Raw genomic sequence first — 20,797 nt, forward strand, 5'->3', positions numbered from 1 at the left:
CTACAACCGATGCAATTCGAATACCTGGAGACCAGCCGCCTCCGGCTCCGTCTGCTGACGCAGGAGATCTACCGGGAAGTGTGCCTTACCTGGACCGCGGCGCAACAGAAAGCCTTCTTCGGCGCCGCTACGGATAAAGAGCTGGCGCAGGAGCAGGCACGTGGCCTCGGCGGCATGAGCACCTACCGCTCCACCATCCGCTATTTTCACCTGCTCGACAAGGAAAGCGGACAGACGCTGGGGTCCTGCGGCTTTCACAACTGGTACCCCGACCACCGGCGCGCCGAGATCGGCTACGTCCTCAACGACAGCGCCCGCCGTGGGCAGGGCCTCATGCGCGAAGCCCTCGCCCGCATCCTCGATTACGGTTTTGCCGAAATGGACCTTAACCGCGTGGAAGCCTTCATCGGCCGCGACAATGAACCCTCCCTCCGCCTAGTGCGCGGCTTCGGCTTTACCGAGGAAGGCATGCTGCGCGAACACTGGAACGTAGACGGCGTGCTGCACGACTCGGTGCTGTTCGGACTGCTCCGGAAGGAGTACCGGCCCCTGCTCGCAGGGAGGGCTACCCGCTCCGCGCAGGGCTGAAATCATCCGACCTCAACAGATAAGCAATAATTTGAATAGCTTTGACCTGTGGAGCAGCATCCGTATTTCCTGCCTAAAGCAACTGAAGGCTTCCTCGAGCTGGAGCGCCCCCTGGTGTTCTTTGACCTCGAAACCACCGGCACCAACGTGGCCGTGGACCGTATCGTGGAGCTCTGCGCCATCAAGTTGCACCCCGACGGACGGCAGGAAGAACTCCACGAGCTGATCAACCCGACCATTCCCATTCCGCCCGGGGCCACAGCCGTGCACCAGATCACCGATGAAATGGTAGCCGGCAAGCCCACGTTTGCGGAGCTGGCCCCCACGCTGGCCGACTTCTTCTGCAATTGCGACCTCGGCGGCTACAACATCAAGCGCTTCGATGTGCCGATGCTGATGGAAGAATTCGCGCGCCTGGGCAAGTACCCCGTGAAGGTGAGCGACACCCATATGGTGGACGTGATGGGCATTTACCACCAGCGCGAAAAGCGCGACCTCGCCGCAGCCGTGCGCTTCTACTGCGACCGCGATCACGACGGGGCCCACAGTGCCAAGGCCGACGTGCTGGCCACCATCGACGTACTGAAGCAGCAGCTGCTCCGCTACAACGACCTCCAGCCCAACACGAGCTTCCTGCACAACCTCCTCGACGATGGCCTGGTGGACCTGAGCCGCCGCTTTGTGCGCGACGCTACGGGCAACATCATCTTCAACTTCGGAAAGAATAAAGGCAAGCCCGTGGAAAGCGACCCGGGCTACCTCGAATGGATGCTCAACGGCGACTTCACCGCCGACACCAAGATCGCCATCAAGCGCATCCAGATGAACATCGTGTGGAAGCGGCAGCTGAAAGAATGGCTGGCCTCCCACCGGATTCTCGATAACAGTGCGGTGGCTTCGGCGCTTTACGCCACGCTCAAGTTCGGGCAGGACATTTTCCCTTTCAGCACCTATCCCGAAAAAGGCCGCCTGACCGTAACCTACCTCGACGAGCCGCCGGCCTCTTATACCTTCCTGCACAAAGACGCGCAGGCCATCCTGCTGCAACTGCTCGACGAACAACTCGTGCCGCAACAGCAAACCAACCAACCCGCCTTATGACCTCCTCCGCACCTACGGTAAACGAATACCTCGCCCACCTGCCTGAAGACCGCCAGCCGGCGATGGAGCGCCTGTTTGAAACGCTCCAGAAACACCTGCACAAAGGCTTCGAGCCGCGCATGGCCTACGGCATGATCACCTGGGTGGTGCCGCACAGCACGTACCCGGCCGGCTACCACTGCGATCCCAAGCTCGCATTGCCCTTTATCAGCATCGCCAGCCAGAAGAATTTCATCGCCCTGTACCACATGGGAATTTACGCCGACAAAAAGCTGCACGACTGGTTCGTGGCCGAATACCCGAAGCACAGCAAAACGAAACTTGATATGGGCAAGAGCTGCATCCGCTTTAAGAAGCCGGAGCAGATTCCCTTCGACCTCGTTCAGCAGCTGGTGGAAAAAATGTCGCCGCAGCAGTGGATCGAAGCCTACGAGCGAGGACTGAAGAGAGATCGCTGATGTCGGATGGAGGATGTCTGATAGGAATAAAAAAGAAAAACGGATCGCTACGCGATCCGTTTTTCCTATCAGACATCCGACATCAGACATCCGACATCAGACATCCGACATCAGACATCTTAAAATCTGAAACCCACGCCCACCTTGAACGCCTGGTTGTAGGCGTCCATGTTCTGGTTGGCGTCAACCTTGGTAAGGCCGCGGTCGTAGGCCGCGCGGATGTTGAAGCCGTTGGCGAACTGGTAGCCCACACCGCCGGTAAGTCCGAAGTCGATCTTGTTGAACTGGTCGGCGGTGTTGAAGCGATCGTTGTAGGCGTTGAAGCCGAGGGCGCCTGCGGTTACGTGGAGGTCCGACTTGGCGAGGTACGAAACCTGCGGTCCGCCGAAAATCTCGAAGCCGTTAAAGGAGCCTTTGATGACTACGGGGAGTGAAAGGTAATGCTGGGTGAGCTGCGCCTTGGCCGAAGGGCTCAGTACCGAGGCGATGCCCTTGAATTGATAGGAGCCTTTGAGCTGGTAGCCCTTCTGGTCGTAAAAAAGACCAGGCTCCACCGATACAGCTCCGCCGAGCGGGATGTTGACCGAGGCGCCGCCGTAGAAGCCCATTTTGCTTTGCGTATGGAAGATGCCGTCGGTATAATCCACCAGGCTGTTGAGGCTTTGGCTGGCATCGCCCACGATGGAGGCGGAGGTCACGCCGGCGCGTACGCTGACGGCGGGTTTTGTTTGGGCGAAAGTGGCAGCCGAAGCAACGAGGCCGGCGAGGAGGAGTACATACTGTTTCATAAGTTAGGTTGTTGGGGGGTAAAGGCCCATGTATCCCTTAGAAGGCCGGAGAGTGCCCGGGGTTTGCTCGCCCCGCGTAAGATTTCGTTAAAGCCCCCGGGCCGCCATCTGGCCCGTTCCGAAATTCGTAGCTACAACATGGCGACTATGAATTGGAACGACGTCCTCGATCATACCAAAGCCACGGCGACGCCCCCGCGCCGCGTGGAAAAGACCAAAGAAGAATGGAAGGCGCTGCTGACGCCCGATCAGTTCCGCGTTACCCGCGAACACGGCACCGAACGGGCCTTCACCGGCGAATACTGCGAAGCCCACGCGCCCGGCATCTACGCCTGCGTGTGCTGCGGCACCGAGCTGTTCGACTCCACTACCAAATTTGATTCGGGCACCGGCTGGCCCTCGTTTACCGAACCAGTGGAAGACAACGTGATCCGCTACAAGCTCGACAAAAGCTGGGGCATGGAGCGCGTGGAAGTGTTGTGCAATGTATGCGACGCCCACCTGGGCCACGTGTTCCCCGACGGGCCGCGCCCCTCCGGCCTCCGCTTCTGCATCAATTCCGCCTCGCTGCAAAAGATCCATAAGGCTGCCGGTGAGCCCGCCGCCGGCGACCATACGGCAACCGGCGAGCCCGCAAGCGGGCAACTCGAAACGGCCACCGTCGGCGGCGGCTGCTTCTGGTGCATCGAGGCCTACCTGGATCAATTAAAAGGCGTCCACCGTGTGACGTCGGGCTATGCCGGCGGCCACACCGAGAAGCCCGACTACCGATCCGTTTGCGACGGCAATACGGGCCACGCCGAAGTAGTGCAGGTGGAATTCGATCCCAAAATCATTTCCTACAGCGACCTGCTGAAGGTCTTTATGATCATGCACAACCCCACCACGAAGAACCGCCAGGGCGCCGACGTAGGCACCCAGTACCGCTCGATCATTTTAACGAACGGCGAAAAGCAGGCGAGTACCGCGAAAAAGGTGCTGGAAGAAATGCAGTCCTACTACGAACAGCCGATCGTGACGGAAGTGGTGCCGCTGGAAAAGTTTCATTCCGCCGAACTGTACCACCAGGATTATTACAAGAACGATCCGTCGAAAGCCTATTGCCAGAGCGTCATCTCGCCGAAGCTGGCGAAGATGCGGGAGTACTTTAAAGGGTTTTTGAAGCAACCTGCGTAGAGAGAAAGAACGCTGATCCCGCAAGCGGGATACGCAAATTTGTCAGGATTCGTTATGATTTTCCAGAAAAAACAAAAGGCGCCGCTCGCGGTGCCTTACTATTAAAACAGATCTGCGTTAATCTTAAGAACCATATGAAATCTGCGTTCTTTCTCTTACCCCCGGCAGGTACCTGCGTAGAAGTATTCTTCCGGACGCGGCAGCTCGAGACCGCCGTAATATTTCACCACTTCGTCCAGCACTTCGTCGATGGGGGCCACTTCGGGGAGCGTTACGAGCTTGGAGCGGAACTCCTTGATGTTGGGCAGCCCCTTGAGGTAATTGGTGTAATGGCGGCGCATTTCGTTGATGCCCACGATGGGGCCCTTCCATTCCACCGAGCGGTGGAGGTGCTGGCGGATCACATCCACGCGCTCCTGCACGGTGGGTGGCGGCAGCATTTCGCCGGTGGCCACGAAGTGCTTGATCTCGCGGAAGATCCAGGGATAGCCGATGGCCGCGCGGCCGATCATGATGCCGTCCACACCGTAGCGGTTCTTGTATGCGAGGGCCTTCTGCGGCGAATCGATATCGCCGTTACCGAAGATGGGAATATGAATGCGGGGGTTGTTCTTCACGCGGGCGATGGGATCCCAGTTGGCCACGCCTTTATACATCTGGCAGCGGGTGCGGCCGTGGATGGCGAGGGCCTTGATGCCCACATCCTGCAGGCGCTCGGCCACCTCGTCGATGTTGATGGTATCGTCGTCCCAACCGAGACGCGTCTTGACCGTCACCGGCAGGTTCGTGGAGTTCACCACGGCTTTGGTGAGGCGCACCATCAGGTCCACATCTTTCAGCACACCGGCGCCGGCGCCTTTGCTCACCACCTTTTTTACGGGGCAGCCGAAGTTGATGTCGAGCAGGTCGGGGTTGACGGTGTCGACGATCTTCGCCGACAGGGCCATGGCCTCTTCATCGCCGCCGAAGATCTGGATGCCTACGGGCCGCTCCTCCTCGAAGATGTCGAGCTTGCGGCGGCTTTTGATGGCGTCGCGGATAAGGCCTTCCGAGGAGATGAACTCGGTGTACATCAGGTCGGCGCCATTCACCTTGCACACGGCACGGAACGGCGGATCGCTCACGTCCTCCATAGGAGCGAGGAGCAGCGGGAAGTCGGGAAGCTGGATTGTATCGATGGTCACCACGGCAAAAGCGGCTTATCTTGCGGCCGGGCGCAAAGGTACAATACCCCGCCGGGAACGCATGCAAACATATCTTAAATCGAGGCCTGTAATCGTCCAACTGCTGCTTTTCGTCGGCATGGCCATGGGGATCCTCATGATCTTTCTCGTCATCGGCGGCTCGCTGCTATCGGCCGTCAGCGGCATCTCGCTCCTGGAAATGGGCAACTACCGAAGCTGGGTTCCCGGCGACCCGAACCTGCTGCTGCAACTGCGGGGGATGATGTTGCTCCAGTTTGCCGGCTTTTTCCTGATCCCCTCGCTTCTTTATGCGCGCTTTTGCGACAAGCGGCCGGGGGAATACCTCGGCTTGCGCGCGCCTTTCAGCCCGCTATTCTGGGTCATCGGGATCGTCACGCTGCTTGCGGCGTGGCCTTTTGTAGACCTCACCGGCGTGCTCAACCGCTGGATGATCGCGCACAGCCCCTTTCAGCAGGGCGTCAGCGCCATGGAGGAGCAGGCCAACCGCACGATCCTCATGATGCTCCAGGGCCATACGATCAAAAACCTGCTGCTCAACATCCTCTGCATCGCCGTCACGGCCGGTGTGGGCGAAGAGCTGCTGTTCCGGGGCATCATCCAGCGCCTGCTGATCCGCGGCACCCGCAGTCCCTGGTCGGGGATCCTGATCACGGCCTTCCTGTTTTCGTTCTTCCACATGCAGTTCATGGGCTTCCTGCCGCGCTTTTTCCTGGGCGTCATCCTGGGCGCGCTGTACTGGTACAGCGGCTCGCTTTGGGCCGCCATGCTCGCGCATTTCCTTTACGATGCGCTGCTCATCACCATCGCCTATTTTTTCCCCGCAACGGCTTCGAGCGACGCATCGGTGTTCGGCGGGCTCAATGTGCTGCTGCCCGCAGGCATTGCGGGCCTCGCGCTGGTGGTCTTCCTCATCAAAATAATGGAGCGCCGCAGCCGCACCGATTTCAACGCCATCTACGCGGAAGAACTCCACGGCCCGCGTCCCGATAACGATTTAAGCTTCTGACCATGGCCTTTCACTGGCAAACCTTCCGTACCCGCGCCCTTACGGCGATCCTCTTTGTGGCCGTCATGGCAGCTGGCCTCCTGATCAGCAAGTGGGGCTTCCTGCTGCTGTTCACAGTCGTGCACTTCGGCGGCTGGGCCGAGTTCCTGCGGCTGCGCCGCCAATTCCCCGACCGTAGTTCTACGGGCATCAGCGTCGGCGACCTACTGGGTGGGGGGCTCTACCTGACGCTGCCGCTCTTCCTGCTCTGCGACCTGCGCTTCGACTGGCTGCATACGCAAACAGCCACCGGCGACGCGGGGCTGGACGACGTCACGCGCCTCTCGCTGGTGTTGCTGCTCATCTTCTCCATCTGGATCAACGACACGATGGCCTATATCGTGGGCTCGTTGATCGGCAAAACGCCGCTGTCGCCCATTTCGCCCAAAAAGACCTGGGAAGGCACCGCCGGCGGCGCCCTGCTGGCCGTAGGCGTCATGAGCGCCCTGGCCTGGGCCGTGGATCCCGCCCTCACGCGCCACGCCGCCGCGATTTCTGCCATTGCCGCCATCACCGGCACTATCGGCGACCTGTTTGAAAGCAAGCTCAAGCGTACCGCAGGCGTTAAAGACAGCGGCTCCTTCATGCCCGGCCACGGCGGCTTCCTCGACCGCTTCGATTCGCTGCTCTTCGCCGCGCCCTGCGTATGGCTGTACGTAGCCCTCGCGCTGTAGGGGATTGCTCAAGTGGTCTATTAGTTGATCGGTAACCGGGACATACCGACCTCAAGAACCCGAAGAACCGTAAGAACCGGGTTGAAGTCGTACTTTCGCCGCCATAATCCTTTACTGATGCGTATTCACAAAGAAGGCTTCGTCACCATCCTGCTCTCCGTGATCGTGGTGGCGGCGGTCAACCTGCTCACGCTGTTTTTCGTAACGCCCTCCTACCCCACCCTGGGCTGGATCATCATGCTGGGCACCATCGGCCTGCTGGTGTTCATCCTTTCCTTTTTCCGTATCCCTACACGCACGCATGCGGTGGGTGAAGACCTCATCGTAGCGCCCTGCGACGGCACGGTGGTGGTGATCGAGGAAGTGGAGGCCGACGAATATTTTTCGGGCAAGCGCCTGCAGCTTTCCATCTTCATGAGCCCGCTCAACGTGCACGTAAACCGCAACCCTGTTGACGGCGAAGTGAAATACAGCCAGTACCACCCCGGCAAGTTTCTTGTGGCCTGGCACCCGAAATCCTCTACGGAAAACGAGCGCCACAGCGTGGTGTATGACCTCGACGGAAAGGAAGTGCTGGTGAAGCAGATTGCCGGCGCCCTCGCCAAGCGCATCGTCAACTACCTGAAGCCGGGCATGAACGTGAAGCAGGGCGATGAGATGGGCTTTATCAAGTTCGGCTCGCGCGTGGACCTGCTGCTGCCCCTAGGCACACAGATCGACGTGAAGATCAACCAGAAAGTAAAGGGTGGCGTGACCATCCTGGGCAAATGGTAAATGAATTATCTTTAAGGACTAATCATTCCGATATGAAAAAATCAGCACTCGTCATTCTCGCCGGCCTCTTCGCCGTGGGCACCGTAACCGCCACGGCACTGAACACCGACAAGGGTAAGAAAAAGAAGGCGCAGCACAGCTGCTGCCAGAAGATGAGCCCTGGCTGCCAGAAGTCGATGAAGACCTGCGCGAAGCCCTGAGCCCTTCCAAAAGCTTGAAGCCCCGGCGATGCCGGGGCTTTTTTTATGATTTCACTTCCGCGTCCGGCCTGCGGTTCCACGCAGGGCTGGGCAGGTTGTAGAGCATCGCCAGGTCCTTTAGCTGAAACAGCGTTTTGATCCGGAGCTTTTCGAATATGCGGGACTTGTAGGTGCCCACGGTCGAGGGCTTGACGTTCAGTTTCTGGGCGATCCCGCTGACCGTTTCTCCCGAAAGCACGAGCGTTGCGATCTCGAACTCGCGGCGCGACAGCGCATCGAACGGACTGCCCGTCTCCGGCTGCCCGAGCTGACCGGCCATCGTTTCGATCATTTCCTGGCTCATGTAGGTTTTGCGCCCGAGCACCAGCTCAAAAGCACGCCGGATCTCCAGCAGGGAGGAAGACTTGGGCAGGTAGCTGCGCGCGCCGGCCTGCAGAAAGCGCCGGCCATATACCTTTTCAGGAAGCATCGAAAAGATCAGGATATAGGCCTGCGGGTAGCGGATGGACAGCAACTCCACCAGCGCCACGCTGTCGGTCTCGCCGAGATGAATATCGAGGATGACCACATCGATGGGCTGGCGGCGCAGGATCTCCAGCGCAGCGTCGCCGTCGGCAGCTTCAAAAAACTGCAGCGATACGTCGAGCTCTTCCAGCAGTAACCGCAGGCCGTTGCGCATCACTGCGTGATCGTCAACAAGCAGAATGTTCTTTTGCACGGCGCGAATAAATGGGTTTTGAAGCACTTTATCTGTCTGTTTTTTTCCAAACGATTTGTAGCGCCCGGACTACAAATAATGATCCGCGATTTCCAAAAATTTGCCCAAAAACGTTGCGGCCGAGCTGGCGGTGCCGGACCATGGCGCAATCGGAAAAGCAGCCTAACTTTAGGAGAGCCAGCGGCCTTTTCTGCCTGACGTCCCGATCCAGCCATGACTTTTTTCCCGGAAATATTCGCTGCTCTTCCCAACCCCTATCTCTTCATCGAAGCGGGACCAGACTTCCGCATCCTGGCCGCCAACGATGCCTACCTCGCGGTGTCGGGCCAGACCGACCGCATCATCGGGCAACCTCTCTTTTCCGTTTTTCCAGGAAACAGCGATGAAGGCGTTACCGGCGCCCGCAGCCTGCAGGCCTCCCTGGAGGCAGTGTTGCGGGAGCGGTCGCGCCAGGACCTGCCCCTGATCCGCTACGACACCCGGAGCGCCGGCGACAGCCCATTTACCGAACGCTACTGGCGGGTGCACAACCTCCCCGTCAGCAACAAGGACGGCGCCCTGCTCGGCATCCTTCACGGCGTGGAAGAAGTGACCACGCAGGTGTTGCTGTACCGGCGGATGGCGCACCAGGACGACCGCAACCAGGAGCATATCCGTAATGCCGTACTCACTACCCAGGAAGTGGAGCGCATGGAGATCAGCCAGGAGCTTCACGACAACGTAGGCCAGATCTTGCACACGGCACGGCTCTATCTGGAGAAAGCGCAGCTCGACCCGGAGCGCGGCGGCGGCTTTCTGCCGCTCGGGCATGAGCTGGTGGTCAAAGCGATCGGCGAAGTAAAAGAGTTGTCGCAAACCCTTTTGCACAGCACGCAAGACGAGAAAATGCTCACGGCATCGCTCGAAGAGCTGCTTGCCAACGTGACCGACCTGAAAGAAATACAGGTAACGAAAACTTTCGACCTTCCTTCTGAAACGTTCATTGAATCAAAGGTGAAGACCACGGTACTCCGTATCCTGCAGGAGCAGCTGACCAACGTGATCCGGCATTCGGAGGCGCGCCACCTGCGCATCGGGCTGCATTTCAAGGACGGGCGTCTCCAGCTGACGGTGCAGGATGACGGGAAGGGATTTGATCCCGCGCACATGGTGCCCGGGTTCGGGATGCGCAGCATGAAGAGCCGCGTGGCTATGGTAGACGGCAGCCTCGACATCGACTCGCGCCCCGGCGACGGGTGTACCATCCGCGTTTCGATCCCGGCGCGGATACTGTCTTAGGCCGGCAGGCGGGCATTCACCGTGTCGATCATATCGCGGATGATGCGCACGCTTTCCTGCAGCGTATTGGGCTTTGAATAAAATCCCGTCGCGCCATTTTCAAGGCAGGTGCGGATGTCTTCCGAAAACGACGACGTGCTGAAGATCATCACGGGTGTTTGCTCCCAGCCGGGAAGCTCGCGCACGCGGCACAGAACTTCTACGCCGCCCATGCGCCGCATCTGCATATCGCAAATGACCGCAACGCTTTGCGCCGCGGCCGGACCGAGCCCGCGGATGTAGTTCAATAAAGGTTCGCCGTCGTCGAACTGGAGCAGGGTATGGCAGCCGCATTGCCTCAATCCGTCTTCAAATAACCAACGGTCGTCAGCATCGTCATCCGCATGCAGGATATGCAGGTTTCGTTCTTTCATCGCAGACCCATAAAGGTAGCCCAGCCGGATGGGGTGTAGGCTTCCGGGGCCTTTCGGGGCGCTAAATGTAGCCAGCCGGCTACAGGGCGGCCGCCGCGCCTCAGAGAAACGCCAGCAGCTGCTTCAGTGCCGTCACGGTGTAGGTAGGCGCAAAGGCCTGCGCCGCCCCGTTGAAGTTTACGTGCACGCCGTCCATCCCCACGCCGCGCGCGCCGGCGATGTCTACCTCGAGGCTGTCTCCGATCATCAGACTGTCAGCGGCCGTGGCGCCGGCCTTTTCAAGGGCATAGTGGTAGATCTCCGGCTGGGGCTTAAGGCTGTTGCTACCTTCCGAGGTAACGATATGCTGGAAAAAAGTATCAAGGCCCGACACGCGGAGCTTCGCGTGCTGGATCTGCTCGAAGCCGTTGGTGATCATGTGCATGCCGTAACCTTTTTCCTGCAGGCAGGTAAGCACTTCTTTGGTGTCGGGGAAGATAAGTGTGCGCGTGGGCAGCAGTTGCAGGAACAACTCGCTGAGCTGCCGGCTGAGGGCTTCGTCGGCGATCTTGAAATCGAGCAGCGTCAGCCACATACGCTTTAGGCGCAGCTCTTCCTGCCGGATGTAGCCTTTGCGGTAGCGTTCCCACAGCTTGTCGTTGTGCGCGATGTATGTATCGTAAAAAGCGTCGAAGTCGGCGATGCCGCGCTCCGGCAGCTTCAGGTCGAGGTGCAGCTGCTGCAGGGTGGCGCGCGCATTGGCGTCGAAGTCCCACAGGGTATGATCGAGGTCGAAGAACAGGTGCCGGTATTTGCGTTGGGGCATGAATTAGCTTTGCGTGAACCAACAAAAGTACCGAATGAACGTCGTCATCACCGGGGCTTCCCGCGGCATCGGGAAAGCCATCGCCGAACAATTCGCCGCGCATGGCCACCACCTGTTTCTCAATGCCCGAACCGAGTCAACACTGCTCGCCACCGCCGAGGAGCTGCGCACACGCTTCCCCGCCGTGCGGGTGGAAGCGATGGCAGCCGACCTTTCCGATAAAGCATCCGCGCGTCTTTTCGGAGAATGGGCCGTTGGCGCCGCGGGCACCATCGACGTGCTGGTCAACAACACCGGCACCTTTACACCGGGTGGTATTTCTACGGAAGCCGATGGCGCCCTCGAGCACATGCTCGGCACCAACCTTTTCAGCGCCTACCACGTTACACGTGCTGTGCTGCCGCACATGATGGCGGCGAAAAGCGGTCACATCTTTACCATCTGCTCCATCGCATCGCTGCAGGCTTATCCCAATGGCGGCGCCTACAGCATTTCCAAGTTCGCCCTGCTCGGGTTCAACCGCAACCTGCGCGAGGAACTCAAGCCCCACGGCATCAAAGTCACGTCGGTGCTGCCCGGCGCGGTGTACACCGATTCCTGGAACGGCTCCGGTGTTTCCGAAGACCGCATCATGAAGCCCGAAGACATTGCGCAGCTGATTTACACCGCGAGCCAGCTCTCGTATGCAGCGACGGTGGAGGAGATCGTCGTGCGGCCGCAGCTAGGGGACCTGTAGCCCCCTGTCCCCCGAAGGGGGCAATTAGGTCGAAGGTTCCTTACGACGACAAGCCTACTTTTAATCATTGCTTCATTAAGGAAAAGCCCGGATCGCTTTGCGATCCGGGCTTTTAATAAGCCTCCCCTTCGGGGAGGTTTAAGGGGGCTTCCGCGTATTTATACCCGACGCCTCTTACTGAGTGGAAATACTTCGGGTTGCGGGAATCTTCTTCAAAATACTTGCGGAAGTTCAGGATAAAGTTGTCGATGGTGCGGGTGGTCGGGTAAACGTTGTAACCCCACACCGACTGCAGGATTTTTTCGCGCGGGACCACTTCGTTCTTGTTTTCGATGAGCAGCTTCAGCAGCATCGTCTCTTTTTTACTGAGCTCGATGCGGGCACCGCCGCTGGTGACGGCCTCCTGCGCTTTAAAGTTGACCGTGTGGCCGCCGAAGCTGTAGGTGTCGCCCACGGTGGTCTTTTCCTTGATGCGCTGGCTTTTGCTGATCAGTTTGCGTACGCGCAGCACCAGCTCCTCGAGGTTGAACGGTTTGGTGAGGTAGTCGTCGGCGCCGCGCTTGAGGCCTTTCACACGGTCTTCGCTGCTGTTGCGGGCGCTGAGGATGAGGATGGGCACTTCGTCGTTGCTGAGGCGGATGTTCTGCGTCACGGCAAAACCGTCCACCTCGGGGATCATGATGTCCATGATGATGAGATCGAAATACTCCTCCTGCACGGCCTTCAGGGCGGCGATGCCGTCGTAGGCCGAAGTGACTTCGTAGCCTTCCAGCTCCAGGTTGAGCCGGAGCGTCTCGTGCAGGTTTTCTTCGTCTTCCACCACCAGGATAGAAGGTTTGGCAGGGGTGCTCATATGTACGCTCAGGGTTTTTTAAACCGTACCGTAAAGGTAGCCCCCTGCGGCTCATTGTCGCTGAGGGTAATGCCGGCATCGTGCGCGCGGGCAATGCGGCTGCAAATGTACAGCCCCAGGCCGGTGCCTTTGGCGCGGCGCGTCTGCTCGTTGCCAACCCGGTAAAACTTTTCAAACACCCGCTTCTTTTCAGCGTCGGGGATGCCGGGGCCTTCGTCGGACACCTGGAAGACCACCTGCCCCCGATCGGTGCCGAGGCTGCAGGAGAAGCAGGCATCCCGCGCATACTTGGCGGCATTTTCCAGCAGGTTGCTCACCAGCAGGCGGAGCAACAGCGGGTCCCCGGTAACGGTAACGCCTTCAGGCACCGTGGAGTTGACGCAGCGCTCTGGGTTGCGGCGGCGCACCTCGTCGAGCACACTGCGCACAATGCCGGAAAGATCCACGTCTTCGCGCGTGGGATGATAGGCGGCATCGTCGAGCTGCGAGCTGAGAAGCACGTTGTTGATGAGGGTGTCGAGGCGCATCGTTTCTTCGAGTGATGCCTGCAGCAGGCGGCGTTGTGTGTCTTCGGGCAGCTGGCGCCGCTGGAGTGTTTCGAGGTTGAGGCGCGCCACCGACAGCGGTGTTTTCAGCTCGTGGGTGATGGCCATCACGAAATTCTGTTGCTGCCGCTGCACCTGGAACTGCCGGCGCACGAGCCGGTAGATATACGCCGCGCCGAAGAGGATCAGCGCGAGGAACGTAACGCCTTCATACACATACTTGCGGGTATTGCGCTCATACTGTGCCTGGAGCGCGCGGCCTACGGCGGCGCCCTGCTCCGACTCGCCGATCAGCGGCGCCGAAGCCCAGATCTTGAGGTCGTAGATCTCCTTGTTCTGCCGCTCCAGCGACAGCAGCCACCATACCAGCGCCGCGATGATGTAAAACAGGAGCACCCAGAATACGATGGTCACCAGGCGGGTCTGAGGTCTGTTAGCGGCGGCCATATCAGCGTTGCTTTTTCTCGATCCGCAGGCCTACGTTCAGCACCTGCTCCAGCGGATCCTCGCGCATCAGCTGCTCGATGGAGAAGGTGTACGTGCCCGCTTTGTGAAAACGGAAGTCCTGGTCCAGCGGTGTCAGCGCAATGCGGTGCTCGTAGATGTCGTCCATGCCGCTGCCGAGCCAGCCCTTCTCGGGGTTGGCCAGCGGCAGTTCGTACTGCACGCGCGTGGCTTGCCCGTCGGGAGCCAGCGTAGCGAGCCCCACCCAGATGTTGTTGTAGTGGTAGCGGGCCGAATGGCGCAGCAGCACATAAATATTGTAGGAAGCCGTCGTGTCTTTAATGGCAAAGCGGAACGAAGGCTTCGTGCTGCTCTTCCAGGCCTGCCCCTTGATGGACACCGTCTGTTCGTACAGGTCGATGCTGTCGCAGCCGGCGAGCGCCATCAGGGACAAAAAAACGATCGTGAAAAATTTAGTCATAATAAGCTCTGTGAATCCTTACTTACATCAGACATCCGAGATCAGACATCCGATATCCTACAATACATTCAATACCTGCTCCTTCGCTTTTTCGAGTTCGTCTTTCATCTGCACCACGCACTTCTGGATGGTGTGGTCGTAGGCCTTGGAGCCGGTAGTGTTGATCTCGCGGCCGATCTCCTGGAGGATGAAGGAAAGCTTCTTGCCCTTGTTGGAATCTTCCTCGTTGAGCACCTGGGTAAAATATTCGAGGTGGTTGTTGAGTCGCACCTGCTCTTCGCTGATGTCGATCTTCTCGATGTAGTAGATCAGCTCCTGCTCGAGGCGGTTGGCGTCGTAGTTCTCTTTGCCTACGTGTTCTTCCAGCAGGCGGGTAATGCCTTCGCGGATCTTTTGCTGGCGCAGCGGCTCGAGGCTGGCCACCTGCTCCTGCTGCGCGGCGATGTTGCGGATGCGCAACTCCAGGTCCTGGCGCAGGGAGCGGCCTTCATCGGTGCGGTGGCGGTTGAGGTCTTCGATGGCGGCCTGCAGCGCTGCCTCGAATTGCTGCCACTCGGCATCGGTAAGCGTTTCGCTCGAAGGCGTGATCACTTCGGGCAGCTTGATGATGGTGGCCAGCAGGTCGCCGGTTTCGAGGTGCAACTCATCGGCCAGTGTACGCAGCGACTGGTGGTACGCTTTGACGAGGTCGGTGTTGATGGTGATGGGCTTTGCGCTCCCGGTTTCCTTGAGGCTGATGCCGCAGTCTACCGTGCCGCGCACGAGTCCTTCGGAAAGAACCTTGCGGATGTTGAACTCAAACGGCTTGAGGAAGGCCGGCATCTTCAGTTGCAATTCGAATTGCTTTCCATTGAGCGATTTGATATCGATCAGGAAGGTCTTGTCGCCCACGGCCCGCTCCGCTCTTCCGAAGCCTGTCATTGATTTCAGCATGCACCAAATTGTTTATAGAGGTAAAGGTAGAAATAAAAAGTCCCGACGAGATCGCCGGGACTAATATTGGGTTGGGTTAGTAAGTCAGGAAATAAAATTTCCTACCACAATATTAAAAAGTTTTTCCGCTAATAGAAAAAAAATATGCACAATTTTATTCACATTTTTTTGTCGTTGTAGTAGAACGACGATAACGCAATCGCATCCGCGCAGCCGAAAGCTACACCCTACCTTTGTTTTTCATTCTTCAAATCAATTATGCGCTTCGATCAACCAGTTGCACTCACCGATATCGCAAGCCTCATCGGCGCCGAGATCATCGGTAACAAAGAAGGATTCGCCACCGGCATCAACGAGATCCACAAGGTGGAAGCAGGCGACCTCGTTTTCGTGGATCATCCCAAGTACTACCGCAAATGCATCGAGTCGGCGGCAACGTTCATCATCATCAACCAACCCACGGAAGTGCCGCCCGGCAAGGCTTTGCTGCTGACGGCCGAACCGTTCGAAGCGTACCAGACGATCGTGCGGCACTATCGCCCCTTCGTTCCGCTGCGCACCGCCGTGAGCGAATCGGCAACGGTCGGTGAAGGCACGTACATCGCACCCGGTGCTGTCATCGGCAACAACGTACGCATCGGCCGCGACTGCGTCATCCATCCCAACGTGTTCATCGGCGACCATTGCATCATCGGCAACGACTGCATCATCCAGTCGGGCACGGTCATCGGCTCCGATGCATTTTATTACAACAAGAAAACATCCCGGCCGGTGCATTATAAAAAGATGCTCAGCTGTGGACGCGTGATCCTGGAAGACGCGGTAGAGATCGGCGCCAACTGCACCATCGATCGCGGCGTGAGCGGCGACACCGTGATCGGCGCGGGCACCAAGATGGACAACCTCGTGCACATCGGTCACGACACGGTAGTAGGAAAGAATTGTCTCTTTGCGGCACAGGTCGGCATTGCCGGCGCCACCACCATCGAAGACGGTGTGATCCTCTGGGGGCAGGTAGGCGTGAGCAAAACGCTGACCATCGGCGCCGGCACCGAAGTGTATGCGCAAAGCGGTGTGCCCGCTTCCATCGCCGGCGGTAAAAAATATTTCGGATCGCCCGTGCAGGAAGCTTCGGTCAAGATGAAGGAACTCGTTTGGATCAAGCGCATCCCGGAGATCTGGCAGAAGATCACGGGGAAGGAATAGTTCAGGAAGGTTTAGAAATGTTCAGTCGGTTTAAATAGGTTCATGAAACAGGCAGCGCGCCCATTTAAAGTAAAAATCACCCTGGACCTTTCTAAAAGATCCTAAACCCTTCAAAACCTGCCTGACCCCCAAACCTTAGCCTTGGCTTCAATATTGCTGCAATCCCGCTGATGAAACACCTCGCCTGGATCCTATTGCTCGCCTCCTGCGTTGGAGGTTCGTCGCGTCAGGACGAAGAGCCGCCTTCAACGGTGGACAGCCAGCTGCTGCAGGTGCCGGCCGACGCTGCGCCGGTGATCGACACCGACGATCACAACAAGCCGTCTACCGAACCCATCACGCTCGATTCGCCCGTTGGGCCCACACCGGGCTGGGATACCGTGCTGGAGCACCCCTTGCCCGGGAAGCAATGACCCCGTCCGGTGCGGCCTTTACCGATTGCCGCTTACATTTAGGTCCTAATCGTTTCCATGTCCGATCCACAAACAGAGCCGACCCGCAAGCAGGACCCCATCATCCCACCCAAGCAGCACGTATACCTCGACGGCCCCAAGAGCAGGAGCTACGAGCTTCGCTTTGCGTGGAAAGTGTTTTACGAGCTCGTCCGCGCCATCCGCACCCTGCACTTCGTGGGCCCCTGCATCACTGTATTCGGCTCGGCCCGTTTCCGCGAAGACCATGAATATTACCAGAAGGCGCGCGAGTTCGGCGCCCGCATCGCCGGCATCGGCTTCACCACCATGACCGGCGGCGGCCCCGGTATCATGGAAGCCGCCAACCGCGGCGCCTACGAAGCCGGCGGCAACTCCGTCGGCTGCAACATCAAGCTGCCCTTCGAGCAGGTGGAGAACAAGTGGCTCCACAAGAGCATGACCTTTGAGTTTTTCTTCACCCGCAAGACGATGCTCATCAAGTATTCCTACGCCTTCATCATCATGCCCGGCGGTTTTGGTACCATGGACGAGTTCTTTGAAACGCTTACGCTCATCCAAACGAAGACCATCACCGGCTTCCCCGTGGTGCTTTACGGAAAGGAGTATTACAGGGAGTTGCTGGAGGCGATGTACGACATGGCGCAACGCGGTACCATCGCTCCTTCCGACATGAACCTCGTGCTGCTCACCGACGACCTCGACGAAGCCATGGAACACATCCGCAAATACATACAGACGAATTATAAAATCAGGCCCCGCAGGCGACTGTGGTGGCTGTTTGAAAAAAAGTAACATGAAACGCTACCTGCTCCTGCTGCTCGCCGGCCTCTCCCTGAAAGCCGGCGCCCAGTCCACCGAACTACAGTCGCCCGACAACCGCCTCCGCCTGTGGGTGCACCTCGACAACGAAGGCCACCTGCAGTATGCGCTGAAGTTCGGCCAACGCGACGTGCTGCAACCAGGCACCCTGGGCATCACGCTCAAAGAACCCAATGTAGACCTCGCCACCTTCCGGCTGGTAGACCAGAAAGTAACCAGCCACGACGCCACCTGGACGCCCGTGTGGGGCGAATGGAGCCGCATCCGCGACCAGCACAACGAGCTGCGCTTCGAGCTGGAAGACCGCAGCGACGCGCACATACGCGTCAATGTCCTGTTCCGTTTGTTCAACGAAGGCCTCGGCTTCCGCTACGAATTTCCCGAGCAGAAAAACCTGCAGCACTTCGTGGTCGCGGCGGAGCACACCCAGTTTCACCTCAGCGGCGACCACAATGCCTTCTGGATCCCCGGCGACTACGACTCCAATGAATATCCCTATAACCATACGCGCCTCAGCGCCGTGGATGCCACCGTGGGCGACCAGCACACGGAAATCAGCACCCGCAGCATCATCGGGCCCGACTTCGTGCAAACGCCCCTCATGCTGAAAAGCGACGACGGCCTGTACATCAACATCCACGAAGCGGCGCTGATCAACTACCCCGCCATGAACCTCCACGTAGACAAGCAGCAGCACCTGCTTCAATCGCAGCTGGTGCCCGATGCAGTGGGGAACAGTGCCTACCTGCAAACGCCGGCACGTACGCCCTGGCGCACCGTCATCGTAAGCGACAAGGCCACTGACGTGCTGGCCGCCACGAAGATGATCCTGAACCTCAACGAGCCGCCCGCGCTGAAAAGCACCGCCTTCATCAAGCCGCAGAAGTTCGTCGGCGTATGGTGGGAAATGCACGTAGGGAAAGGCAGCTGGGATTATGCCGGCGGCCAGGTGGGCTCGCAGCAGTCGTCGCGCGTGCCGCACAGCGCCAACACGGCCAACGTAAAACGCTACATCGACTTCGCCGCCCGCAACGGCATCAAGAGCGTGCTGGTGGAAGGCTGGAACACGGGCTGGGAAGACTGGTTCGGCCGCTGGAAAGAGGACGTGTTCGACTTCGTAACGCCCTACCCCGACTTCAATGTAAAAGAGCTGCATGCCTATGCAAAGAAGAAAAGCGTGAAGATCATCATGCACCATGAAACCTCCGGCTCGGTGACCAACTACGAGCGCTGGATGGATACGGCTTACCGCTTTATGAAACTTTTCGGCTACGACGCCGTGAAAACCGGCTACGTGGGCCGCATCATTCCGCGTGGCGAGCACCACGACGGGCAATGGATGGTAAACCACTACACGCGTGTGGCAAAGAAGACCGGCCAATACGGTATCATGGTAGACATGCACGAGCCGACGCGCCCGACGGGGCTGCAGCGCACCTATCCCAACTGGCTCGCCTCCGAAGCCGCGCGTGGCAATGAATTCAACGCCTGGAGCGTGGGCAACCCGCCGGCGCACGAAACGATCCTGCCCTTCACCCGCCTCATAGGCGGCCCGATGGACTACACGCCAGGCATCTTCGAAATCAAAATGAGCGCCTACGATCCGAAGAAAAAAGAACAGGTGCATACGACGCTCGCCAAGCAACTGGCGCTCTATGTAACGATGTACAGCCCGCTGCAGATGGCCGCCGACCTGCCGGAGAATTATGAAAAGCATAAGGATGCGTTTCAGTTCATCAAAGACGTGGCCGTAGATTGGGACGATACAAAATACCTCGCCGCTGAGCCGGGCGAATTTCTCTGGGTAGCCCGCAAAGCCAAAGGCTCCGCCAGCTGGTTTGCCGGCGCCGTTACCAACGAGCAGTCCCGAACGATCGAAGCCGATTTTTCCTTCCTCGAAAAAGGCAAGACCTACCTCGCTACGATCTACCGCGACGCCGACAACGCGCACTGGCAAAACAACCCTACGGCGTATACGATCGAAAAGCGCCGCGTGACTGCCGATACAAAGCTGACGCTGAAACTCGCCGCCGGCGGTGGTGTGGCAATTAGCCTCGTGCCGGTAAAGTGATCTTCAAATAAAAAAAGTCGCAGAAGGCGTCGCGCAAGCGACGCCTTCTGCGTGATTGCGAGCGCAGCGGAACAATGATAGGCGATCGCCCGTCGTGCCAACCACGTACCTTCACCCAGCTCCAAAACATTACACCCAAAACTTAGATAATACTCATGGAACCCATCGAAGTCCTCGGCATGGTGGCCGGCTCCATTTCAGCGATTACCTTTCTGCCGCAGGTGATCAAAACCTGGCGCACGAAATCGGCTGCCGACATCTCCCTGCTCATGTTCACCTTCGCCACCATCAGCGTCATCCTCTGGCTGGTGTACGGCATCGCCAAGAAGAGCGTGCCGATCATCTACACCAACAGCATGGTGCTGCTGTTCTCCCTCATCATGCTGTATTTCAAGTTCCGCTATGGCAAACAGCAAATACCCGTTGCGCATGAAGCCTGACCCGACGATCGTGTGGGACCTCGGCAATGTGCTGGTGAACTGGAGCCCGCGCTACCTATACGACCGTATCTTCCAGGACCCGGCGGAGCGCGACTGGTTCCTCGACCAGGTGTGCACAATGGAATGGCACAACAGCGTAGACGGAGGCAAGCCCACCGCCGAAGCGACGCGGGAGCTTTCGGAAAAGCACCCGGACAGGGCGCACCTCATCGAAGCCTTCTACGCCCGCTGGAGGGAAATGTTCCAGGGCGCTATTGAAGGTTCCGTAGAAATACTGGACGAGCTCCGCCGCAAGAACTACCCGCAGTATGCCCTCACGAACTGGAGCGCCGAGCTTTTCGGCCAGTCGCGCTCGGATTTTCCGTTCCTTGAATGGTTCGACGGCATTGTGCTCAGTGGTGCCGAAGGCTTTACCAAGCCTGATCCGCGCCTGTACCTCCGGCTGCTGGAGCGTTATGGCCTCAGCGCCGCGCACTGCCTGTTCATCGACGATAAGGCCGTGAACGTAGAGGCCGCCCAGAACCTCGGCATGGACGGCATCCTGTTCAGCGACCCCGAAGCCCTGCGCCGCGACCTGGCGCTGCGCGGTGTTCTCTGAGTACTTTTGCCGCT

General features: G+C 58.7%; 25 protein-coding genes. 16 read left to right on the forward strand and 9 right to left on the reverse strand.

From position 1 onward, the window contains the following. Nucleotides 1-9: 9 nt before the first annotated feature. Genes E0486_RS08950 through E0486_RS08960 form a run of 3 tightly spaced genes read left to right on the forward strand, consistent with a single transcriptional unit; the run spans nucleotide 10 to nucleotide 2,147 of the window. Entirely contained in the window at nucleotides 10-588 is a 579-nt protein-coding gene (locus tag E0486_RS08950) for a GNAT family N-acetyltransferase (protein ID WP_131851824.1), read from the forward strand. 48 nt (nucleotides 589-636) lie between these two features. Then, nucleotides 637-1,689 (forward strand): 3'-5' exonuclease, encoded by a 1,053-nt coding sequence (locus tag E0486_RS08955; protein ID WP_207906222.1) that lies wholly within the window; start codon nucleotides 637-639, stop codon nucleotides 1,687-1,689. After that, entirely contained in the window at nucleotides 1,686-2,147 is a 462-nt protein-coding gene (locus E0486_RS08960) for a DUF1801 domain-containing protein (RefSeq protein ID WP_131851825.1), read from the forward strand. The genes E0486_RS08955 and E0486_RS08960 overlap by 4 nt, the downstream gene beginning before the upstream one ends. Nucleotides 2,148-2,266: 119 nt before the next feature. On the opposite strand, the gene E0486_RS08965 is transcribed toward E0486_RS08960, so the two are convergent. Further along, entirely contained in the window at nucleotides 2,267-2,935 is a 669-nt protein-coding gene (locus tag E0486_RS08965) for a porin family protein (RefSeq protein ID WP_131851826.1), read from the reverse strand. 138 nt (nucleotides 2,936-3,073) lie between these two features. Here E0486_RS08965 and E0486_RS08970 point away from each other — a divergent pair, with 138 nt between their 5' ends. After that, nucleotides 3,074-4,111, forward strand: coding sequence for a bifunctional methionine sulfoxide reductase B/A protein (locus E0486_RS08970; protein ID WP_207906223.1), 1,038 nt, complete (start codon nucleotides 3,074-3,076; stop codon nucleotides 4,109-4,111). Between the two features lie 155 nt (nucleotides 4,112-4,266). On the opposite strand, the gene dusB is transcribed toward E0486_RS08970, so the two are convergent. Then, nucleotides 4,267-5,298 carry a tRNA dihydrouridine synthase DusB gene (gene dusB / locus E0486_RS08975; RefSeq protein WP_131851827.1) on the reverse strand — a complete coding sequence of 344 codons (1,032 nt, stop codon included), beginning with the start codon at nucleotides 5,296-5,298 and terminating at the stop codon, nucleotides 4,267-4,269. Between the two features lie 58 nt (nucleotides 5,299-5,356). On the opposite strand from dusB, the gene E0486_RS08980 reads away from it, so the two are divergent. The 4 genes from E0486_RS08980 (at nucleotide 5,357) to E0486_RS18815 (ending at nucleotide 8,009) form a co-directional block, all read left to right on the forward strand. Then, nucleotides 5,357-6,322: a CPBP family intramembrane glutamic endopeptidase gene (locus E0486_RS08980; protein ID WP_165917258.1), complete on the forward strand. Its 966-nt coding sequence runs from the start codon at nucleotides 5,357-5,359 to the stop codon at nucleotides 6,320-6,322. Between the two features lie 2 nt (nucleotides 6,323-6,324). Then, nucleotides 6,325-7,035, forward strand: a complete 711-nt coding sequence (locus E0486_RS08985; RefSeq protein WP_131851829.1) for a phosphatidate cytidylyltransferase — start codon at nucleotides 6,325-6,327, stop codon at nucleotides 7,033-7,035. A gap of 117 nt (nucleotides 7,036-7,152) precedes the next feature. After that, on the forward strand, nucleotides 7,153-7,809 hold the full coding sequence (locus E0486_RS08990) for a phosphatidylserine decarboxylase family protein (RefSeq protein ID WP_131851830.1): 657 nt from the start codon (nucleotides 7,153-7,155) through the stop codon (nucleotides 7,807-7,809). Between the two features lie 32 nt (nucleotides 7,810-7,841). Further along, nucleotides 7,842-8,009, forward strand: a complete 168-nt coding sequence (locus tag E0486_RS18815; RefSeq protein ID WP_165917259.1) for a hypothetical protein — start codon at nucleotides 7,842-7,844, stop codon at nucleotides 8,007-8,009. Between the two features lie 43 nt (nucleotides 8,010-8,052). Here E0486_RS18815 and E0486_RS08995 read toward each other — a convergent pair whose 3' ends face one another. Then, a complete protein-coding gene (locus E0486_RS08995) occupies nucleotides 8,053-8,727 on the reverse strand; it encodes a response regulator (RefSeq protein WP_131851831.1) in 675 nt (224 codons plus the stop codon). A 213-nt stretch (nucleotides 8,728-8,940) separates the two neighbouring features. Here E0486_RS08995 and E0486_RS09000 point away from each other — a divergent pair, with 213 nt between their 5' ends. Continuing rightward, nucleotides 8,941-10,005, forward strand: a complete 1,065-nt coding sequence (locus E0486_RS09000) for a sensor histidine kinase (protein WP_131851832.1) — start codon at nucleotides 8,941-8,943, stop codon at nucleotides 10,003-10,005. Here the strand turns inward: E0486_RS09000 and E0486_RS09005 are convergent. Together E0486_RS09005 and E0486_RS09010 are read right to left on the reverse strand one after the other, a co-directional pair. Then, nucleotides 10,002-10,418: a response regulator gene (locus tag E0486_RS09005; protein WP_131851833.1), complete on the reverse strand. Its 417-nt coding sequence runs from the start codon at nucleotides 10,416-10,418 to the stop codon at nucleotides 10,002-10,004. The two genes, E0486_RS09000 and E0486_RS09005, sit on opposite strands and share 4 nt — an antisense overlap. 100 nt (nucleotides 10,419-10,518) lie before the next feature. Beyond that, nucleotides 10,519-11,223 (reverse strand): YjjG family noncanonical pyrimidine nucleotidase, encoded by a 705-nt coding sequence (locus tag E0486_RS09010; protein ID WP_131851834.1) that lies wholly within the window; start codon nucleotides 11,221-11,223, stop codon nucleotides 10,519-10,521. 34 nt (nucleotides 11,224-11,257) lie between these two features. On the opposite strand from E0486_RS09010, the gene E0486_RS09015 reads away from it, so the two are divergent. Beyond that, nucleotides 11,258-11,959 (forward strand): SDR family oxidoreductase, encoded by a 702-nt coding sequence (locus tag E0486_RS09015; protein ID WP_131851835.1) that lies wholly within the window; start codon nucleotides 11,258-11,260, stop codon nucleotides 11,957-11,959. 112 nt (nucleotides 11,960-12,071) lie between these two features. On the opposite strand, the gene E0486_RS09020 is transcribed toward E0486_RS09015, so the two are convergent. The 4 genes from E0486_RS09020 to E0486_RS09035 are packed head-to-tail and all read right to left on the reverse strand — an operon-like array spanning nucleotide 12,072 to nucleotide 15,215. Continuing rightward, nucleotides 12,072-12,812: a response regulator transcription factor gene (locus E0486_RS09020; protein WP_131851836.1), complete on the reverse strand. Its 741-nt coding sequence runs from the start codon at nucleotides 12,810-12,812 to the stop codon at nucleotides 12,072-12,074. Between the two features lie 8 nt (nucleotides 12,813-12,820). Next, nucleotides 12,821-13,804: a sensor histidine kinase gene (locus E0486_RS09025; protein ID WP_131851837.1), complete on the reverse strand. Its 984-nt coding sequence runs from the start codon at nucleotides 13,802-13,804 to the stop codon at nucleotides 12,821-12,823. Between the two features lies 1 nt (nucleotide 13,805). After that, a complete protein-coding gene (locus E0486_RS09030) occupies nucleotides 13,806-14,282 on the reverse strand; it encodes a gliding motility lipoprotein GldH (protein WP_131851838.1) in 477 nt (158 codons plus the stop codon). A gap of 57 nt (nucleotides 14,283-14,339) precedes the next feature. Then, entirely contained in the window at nucleotides 14,340-15,215 is an 876-nt protein-coding gene (locus E0486_RS09035) for a YicC/YloC family endoribonuclease (protein WP_131851839.1), read from the reverse strand. Nucleotides 15,216-15,473: 258 nt separating this feature from the next. On the opposite strand from E0486_RS09035, the gene E0486_RS09040 reads away from it, so the two are divergent. From E0486_RS09040 to E0486_RS09065, 6 genes are all read left to right on the forward strand, one after another. Further along, a complete protein-coding gene (locus E0486_RS09040) occupies nucleotides 15,474-16,421 on the forward strand; it encodes a UDP-3-O-(3-hydroxymyristoyl)glucosamine N-acyltransferase (RefSeq protein WP_131851840.1) in 948 nt (315 codons plus the stop codon). Between the two features lie 170 nt (nucleotides 16,422-16,591). Beyond that, nucleotides 16,592-16,834: a hypothetical protein gene (locus E0486_RS09045; protein ID WP_131851841.1), complete on the forward strand. Its 243-nt coding sequence runs from the start codon at nucleotides 16,592-16,594 to the stop codon at nucleotides 16,832-16,834. 57 nt (nucleotides 16,835-16,891) lie between these two features. Next, on the forward strand, nucleotides 16,892-17,647 hold the full coding sequence (locus E0486_RS09050; protein WP_131851842.1) for an LOG family protein: 756 nt from the start codon (nucleotides 16,892-16,894) through the stop codon (nucleotides 17,645-17,647). A 1-nt stretch (nucleotide 17,648) separates the two neighbouring features. Then, entirely contained in the window at nucleotides 17,649-19,745 is a 2,097-nt protein-coding gene (locus E0486_RS09055) for a glycoside hydrolase family 97 protein (RefSeq protein WP_131851843.1), read from the forward strand. A 155-nt stretch (nucleotides 19,746-19,900) separates the two neighbouring features. After that, nucleotides 19,901-20,185, forward strand: coding sequence for a SemiSWEET family sugar transporter (locus E0486_RS09060; RefSeq protein ID WP_131851844.1), 285 nt, complete (start codon nucleotides 19,901-19,903; stop codon nucleotides 20,183-20,185). Further along, nucleotides 20,175-20,783, forward strand: a complete 609-nt coding sequence (locus E0486_RS09065) for an HAD family hydrolase (RefSeq protein WP_131851845.1) — start codon at nucleotides 20,175-20,177, stop codon at nucleotides 20,781-20,783. The genes E0486_RS09060 and E0486_RS09065 overlap by 11 nt, the downstream gene beginning before the upstream one ends. The last annotated feature ends 14 nt before the right edge of the window (nucleotides 20,784-20,797 follow it).

This window comes from Flaviaesturariibacter aridisoli (assembly GCF_004343705.1).
GTDB lineage: Bacteria > Bacteroidota > Bacteroidia > Chitinophagales > Chitinophagaceae > Flavisolibacter > Flavisolibacter aridisoli.